At 70.3% G+C, this 6,028-nt stretch carries 4 protein-coding genes and 1 tRNA gene; 3 read left to right on the top strand and 2 right to left on the bottom strand.

The genetic code is table 11. The annotated features are described in order from the left end of the window. On the top strand, nt 1-1,039 hold a 1,039-nt coding region (locus ABT403_RS32540), incomplete at its 5' end, for a class I SAM-dependent methyltransferase (protein WP_351650442.1). Nucleotides 1,040-1,116: 77 nt separating this feature from the next. Here the strand turns inward: ABT403_RS32540 and ABT403_RS32535 are convergent. Then, the gene (locus ABT403_RS32535; protein WP_344168605.1) at nt 1,117-3,666 is read right to left on the bottom strand and encodes an ABC transporter permease; all 2,550 of its coding nucleotides are present in this window, start codon (nt 3,664-3,666) and stop codon (nt 1,117-1,119) included. Between the two features lie 56 nt (nt 3,667-3,722). Then, nucleotides 3,723-4,490 (bottom strand): ABC transporter ATP-binding protein, encoded by a 768-nt coding sequence (locus tag ABT403_RS32530; protein WP_344168794.1) that lies wholly within the window; start codon nt 4,488-4,490, stop codon nt 3,723-3,725. 417 nt (nt 4,491-4,907) lie between these two features. Here ABT403_RS32530 and ABT403_RS32525 point away from each other — a divergent pair. Together ABT403_RS32525 and ABT403_RS32520 are read left to right on the top strand one after the other, a co-directional pair. Then, nucleotides 4,908-4,989: transfer RNA gene (locus ABT403_RS32525), tRNA-Leu, on the top strand. Nucleotides 4,990-5,148: 159 nt separating this feature from the next. After that, a complete protein-coding gene (locus ABT403_RS32520; RefSeq protein ID WP_344168608.1) occupies nt 5,149-6,003 on the top strand; it encodes a Bax inhibitor-1/YccA family protein in 855 nt (284 codons plus the stop codon). The last annotated feature ends 25 nt before the right edge of the window (nt 6,004-6,028 follow it).

Genomic DNA, 6,028 nt, shown 5'->3' with positions numbered 1-6,028 from the left:
GCCCGCGCGCGCCTCCGGCGCCGCCGGCACGGCCGCGCTGCTGCGCGACCCGGCGACCCGGGCCGCCGTACGCGAGCTCGTGGCCCTGTCCCGCCCGTGGACGCGGCCCGCGCCCCCGCCGGAGGAGGCCGTCCGCCAGGGCGGCATCATCCACTCCCGGAGCCGCGACCGGCACGCCATCAGCCACCACTACGACGTGGGCAACGAGTTCTACGAGCTGGTTCTCGGCCCGTCGATGGTCTACTCGTGCGCCTACTGGACCGAGGCCGGCTCCCTGGAGGACGCCCAGCGGGACAAGCTCGACCTGGTCTGCCGCAAGCTCGCCCTGAAGCCCGGTCAGCGGCTCCTCGACGTCGGCTGCGGCTGGGGCTCCATGGCCCTGCACGCCGCCCGCGAGTACGGGGTCCGGGTCACCGGCATCACCCTCTCCACCGAGCAGGCCGCCTTCGCCCGCAAGCGGATCGCCGAGGAGGGCCTGACCGACCGGATCGAGATCCGCGTCCAGGACTACCGGGACGTCAAGGACGGCCCCTACGACGCGATTTCCTCGATCGGCATGGCCGAGCACGTCGGCTCCGAGCGCTACCGCGCGTACGCGGGCATCCTGCACGGGCTGCTGGCCCCCGGCGGGCGGCTGCTCAACCACCAGATCGGCCGGCCCCCGGAGCCCGACGAAGCGGCTTACGAGATCGACGAGTTCATAGACGCCTACGTCTTCCCCGACGGGGAGCTCTCCCCGGTCGGCTCCACCGTCGGCGAGCTGGAGAAGGCCGGCTTCGAGGTCCGCGACGTGGAGGCGCTGCGCGAGCACTACGCGCTGACCCTGCGGGCCTGGGTGACGCGGCTGGAGGAGCACTGGGACGAGGCCGTACGGCTCACCTCGCCCGGCCGGGCCCGGGTGTGGCTGCTGTACATGGCGGCCTCGGCCCTGGGCTTCGAGCACGCCCGCCTGGGGGTCAACCAGATCCTCGCGGTCAAGCCGGGCGGCGGCGGGAGGTCCGGGATGCCGCTGCGCGCCCGGGTCTGGGGCGGCGCGTAGCCCCGTACGCCGAAAGCGCGCAAGGGCCCCGGGGCGATGTGCCCCGGGGCCCTTGCGTGTCCCTGCCCGCTGCCGGGCTACTCGGTCTTGATGGCGGTCAGCATGTTCAGCCGGGCGGCGCTGCGGGCCGGCCACATGGCGGCCAGGACGCCCACGACGGCGGCCAGCAGGAGGAAGACGCCGAGGCGGCCGTAGGGGAGGATCAGCTCGTAGTTCGGCACCGACTTGGTGAGCGTGGTGCCCACGGCCCAGGCCAGGAAGAGGCCGATGCCCATGCCGAGGACCGCGCCGAAGAGCGAGATCACCACGGACTCCAGGCGGATCATGTTCTTGACCCGGGCGCGGTCGAGGCCGATCGCCCGCAGCATGCCGATCTCCTGCGTCCGCTCGAAGACGGACATGGCCAGGGTGTTGACGACGCCGAGCACCGAGATGATCAGCGCCATGCCGAGCAGGCCGTACATGATGTTCAGCATCGTGTTGATGATGCCGCCCATCTCGTTGCGCATGTCCTGCTGGGTGGCGACGGTCATCGCCGGGTTCTTGCCGAGGGCGTCGATGACGGCCTGCTGGCCGGCCTTGGAGTCGCCGGCGGTGGCGTTGACGTAGACCTCGCGGACGTTCTGCTGGTCGGTGTGCGCGCTCAGGACCTTGTTGTCGAGGACGTACGGGGAGAGCAGGCCCTCCAGGTCCTTGTAGACGGCGCCGATCCGGAGGGCGCCCTTCTGGCCGTCCTCGAACTGCACCTGGAGGGTGGAGCCGACGGTGAGGTTCTGCTTCTTCGCGGTGCTCTCGGCGACCGCGGCCTCGCCCTTGCCGAGGGAGGCCAGGGAGCCGGAGGTGACCTCGATGTTGAGGAGTTCGCCGATGGTGGCGGGGTTGACGCCGGAGGCGGAGCGGAAGCTGTCGCCGACCTTGAAGTAGCCGTCGGCCTGCGGGGAGACCGCCTTGATGCCGGGGGCCTTGGCGAGGGTCTCGGCCACGGACTTGTCCAGGCCGCCCATGCCGCCGGCCATGGAGACCTTGTAGTCGGCCTTCAGCTTGTCGGTGCTCATCCGGTCGACGGCGGTGCCCATGGTGATGCCGAGCACCGACAGGGTCGTCACCAGGGTGAGGCCGATGGCCAGGGAGGCGGCGGTGACGGCGGTGCGGCGCGGGTTGCGCACGGCGTTCTGCGCGGCCAGCTTGCCGGGGACGCCGAAGACCTTCTGCAGGAGCGGGCGGACGGCGCCGATGACCGGCCGGGACAGCAGCGGCAGCAGCACGATCATGCCGATGAGCATCAGGCCCGCGCCGGCGCCGATGACCATCCGGCCGTCGCCGCCCATGGACACGCCGAGGAAGACGACGCCGATGCCCGCGAGGCTGATGAGCGAGCCGAGGACGTTGCGCACGACCAGGGACTTCGCGGTGGCCGGGAGGTGGGCGCTGCCCATGGCGGCGACCGGGGCGATCCGCCCGGTGCGCCAGGCCGGCAGCAGGGCGGCGAGGGTGGTGACGACGACGCCGATGAGCAGGGCGGCGACGACCGTGCCCGGGGCGATGACGAGGGCCCCGTCGGGGATCTTGGCGTCGAGGGAGTCCATCAGGGAGCGCATGCCGACCGCGAGGCCGATACCGGCGGCCAGGCCGATCGCGGCGGAGGTGGCGCCGATGACCAGGGCCTCGGCGAGCACCGAGCGCATGACCTGGCCGCGCTTGGCGCCGACGGCGCGCAGCAGGGCCAGCTCCTTGGTGCGCTGGGCGACCAGCATGGTGAAGGTGTTGTAGATGAGGAAGACGCCGACGAAGAGGGAGATGCCGGCGAAGGCGAGCAGCATGGTGCTGAAGCTGCTCATCTGCTTCTCGATGTCCTTGGCCTGCTGGGCGGCGAGCGCCTTGCCGGTCTGGGCCTTGGTGTGCTTGGTGTCGAGCAGCGGCTTGATGTCGGTGAGGAGCTGGTCGGCGGAGGTGCCGGCCTTGGCGGCGACGGCGAGCTCGTCGTAGAAGCCGGGCTGGAGGTAGAGCTCCTGGGCGACCTTGGTGTCGAAGAGGACCAGGCTGCCGCCGGCGTTGACGGCGCCGTCCTCGGTGGTGAAGACGCCGGTGAGGGTGAACTCCTTGACCGGGCCGTTGGTGGCGACGCGGACCTTGTCGCCGGTCTTGTAGCCGCCCTTGGCCGCGGACTCCTTGTCGAGGGCGATCTGGTCGTCCTTGGCGGGGCCGGTGCCGTCGGTGAAGGTGTAGCGGGGGTCCTTGCCGTCCTTGACGGGGACGAAGTTGGAGCCCTTGTTGGCCCAGCCGGAGCCGATCAGCTTGCCGTTCTCGTCGCCGACGCCGGCGAAGCCGGAGACCCGGCCCGAGACGGTGTCGACGCCCTTGACGGCCCTGACCTTCTCCAGGGTCTGCTGGCTGATGCCGGGCTCGCCCTCCTTCACGCCGTCCTCGGTGCGGGAGGGGCCCCACGAGGTGACGGAGACGGCTATGCCGTCGTAGCTCTTGGCGGACTGGCCGGAGAGGGCCTTGCTCATGGTGTCGGTGAAGACGAGGGTGCCGGAGACGAAGGCGACGCCGAGGGTGACGGCGAGGACCGTCATCAGCAGCCTGGCCTTGTGCGCGAGGACGTTGCGCAGGGCGGTACGGAACATGGGGTTATCAGTCCTGGGCTGGAAGTCTGTTCGTGGCTTCGGTGATCAGTGACCGATCAGCTGGTGCGGCCCTTGGCGTCGAAGGCCTTCATCCGGTCGAGCACGCCGTCGGCGGTGGGCGCGTACATCTCGTCGACGATGCGGCCGTCGGCGAGGAAGATGACGCGGTCCGCGTAGGAGGCGGCGACCGCGTCGTGGGTGACCATCACGACGGTCTGGCCGAGCTCGCGCACCGAGTTGCGCAGGAAGCCGAGGACCTCGGCGCCGGAGCGGGAGTCGAGGTTGCCGGTGGGCTCGTCGCCGAAGATGATCTCGGGGCGGGCGGCCAGGGCGCGGGCGACGGCCACGCGCTGCTGCTGGCCGCCGGAGAGCTGGGTGGGGCGGTGGGAGAGGCGGCCGGAGAGGCCGACCATGTCCACCACGGTGTCCAGCCACTGCTTGTCCGCCTTGCGGCCGGCGATGTCCATGGGGAGCGTGATGTTCTCCAGGGCGGTCAGCGTCGGCAGCAGGTTGAACGCCTGGAAAATGAAGCCGATCTTGTCGCGGCGCAGCTGGGTCAGCTGCTTGTCCTTGAGGGTGCCCAGTTCGGTGTCGCCGATGCGGACCGAGCCGCCGGAGAAGGTGTCCAGGCCGGCGACGCAGTGCATCAGGGTCGACTTGCCGGAGCCGGAGGGGCCCATGATCGCGGTGAACTGGCCGCGGCCGAAGTCCACGGAGACGTTGTCCAGCGCGACCACCTGGGTCTCGCCCTGGCCGTACACCTTCGAGAGCTGCGTGGCACGGGCGGCCACGGCCTGGGCGGTGTGCTGCGGGGCGTAGTTCATGGCGGTCACGGGGACTCCTGTCGAGCGGTGGTGCTGCGCGGTGGCGGGACCCTTCCATCCTCACCGCGGCCCCACCCCCGGGGGATCAGCCGAGGTGCCCGTTCGACGGCCCACTGGAGTCTGACCGGGGCGCCGGTCGTCTCCTCCTCTGGTATGACGGGAGCCCCGAGGACGGGCCGGAGGACGGGCTGGAGGACGGGGGTGGCCCGGGGTGGCGCGGGGCAGCGAAATCACGTCATTCCGCAGGCGGGGGCGAGCGTCGTCCTCAGCGCTGCCGACCGTGACTTATCGGTCCTGACGCCCACTCAATCGCCAATAAAATCAGACAACATCGGATAGACGGGCCCGTGCCGGGCGGGGTCTTCCGGATAGGCTCACCGCAGCGTTCAAGGCTTTTACCACGGGGCCCGCTGCCCTGCCCGGATGGTGGAATGCAGACACGGCGAGCTTAAACCTCGCTGGCCCTCGGGCCGTGCCGGTTCAAGTCCGGCTCCGGGCACTTCCGCCGCTCCGCCGCGTTCCCGCGCCACCCCCCGGTTTATCCCCCGGCGGTCCGCCGCGCCTTCTCCTAAGATCCTCCTCCAGCAGTAGGGTGCTTTTTTTGCGAACGCATTACCCTTGACGCTAAGGCCGCGCACCGTGGCCATGGAGGAGTGAGATGAGGAGCAGTAACCCGGTCTTCTCGCGACGGGGGTTCAGCCGTGACAACGGCGGCTACGCGGGCTTCGACGCGCAGTACGCGCAGGCCGGGACCGCGACCAACCCGTACGCGACGAATCCTTACGCCGTAGACCCGAACACGGGCATGCCGGCCGCGCCGGCCCGTGGCAGCGTGATGACCATCGACGACGTCGTGAGCCGTACGGCCATGACGCTCGGCACCCTGATCGTCACCGCGACCCTGGCCTGGCTGGCCCTGCCCGTCGACCCGGCGAACCTCAACAAGTCGTACGTGATCGCCGGTGGCACGGGACTCGTCGCCTTCGTCCTCGCGATGGTCCAGAACTTCAAGCGCAAGCCGACGCCGGCGATCATCCTGGCCTACGCGGCCTTCGAGGGCGTCACCCTCGGCGTCGTCTCCGCGGCCACCAGCTACTACCTGAGCCCCGGCGTGGTCATCCAGGCCGTGCTCGGCACCATGTGCGTCTTCGCCGCCGTGCTCGTGGCGTACAAGATGCGCTGGATCCGCGTCACGCGCCGGTTCACCGGCTTCGTGATGGCCGCAGCCCTCGGCTTCGTCCTGCTGATGCTGGCGAACGCGCTGTTCATGGTCTTCGGCGGCGGTGACGGCCTCGGCTTCCGCAGCGGCCCGCTCGGCATCGTCTTCGGCATCGTCGGCGTGCTCCTCGGCGCGTTCTTCCTCGCCCTGGACTTCAAGCAGGTCGAGGACGGCCTGACCTACGGCGCCCCGCGCGAGGAGGCCTGGCTCGCGGCCTTCGGCCTCACCATGACCCTGGTGTGGATCTACGTGGAGATGCTGCGCCTGTTCCAGATCCTCTCCGGCGACGACTAGTCGTACCGGTAGCGGTCAGTGGCAC

It is taken from the genome of Streptomyces sp. NPDC000075, from assembly GCF_040301925.1.
GTDB lineage: Bacteria > Actinomycetota > Actinomycetes > Streptomycetales > Streptomycetaceae > Streptomyces > Streptomyces polychromogenes.
Note: the sequence above shows the minus strand (reverse complement) of the source record. Positions and strands in the feature narration are given on the sequence as shown.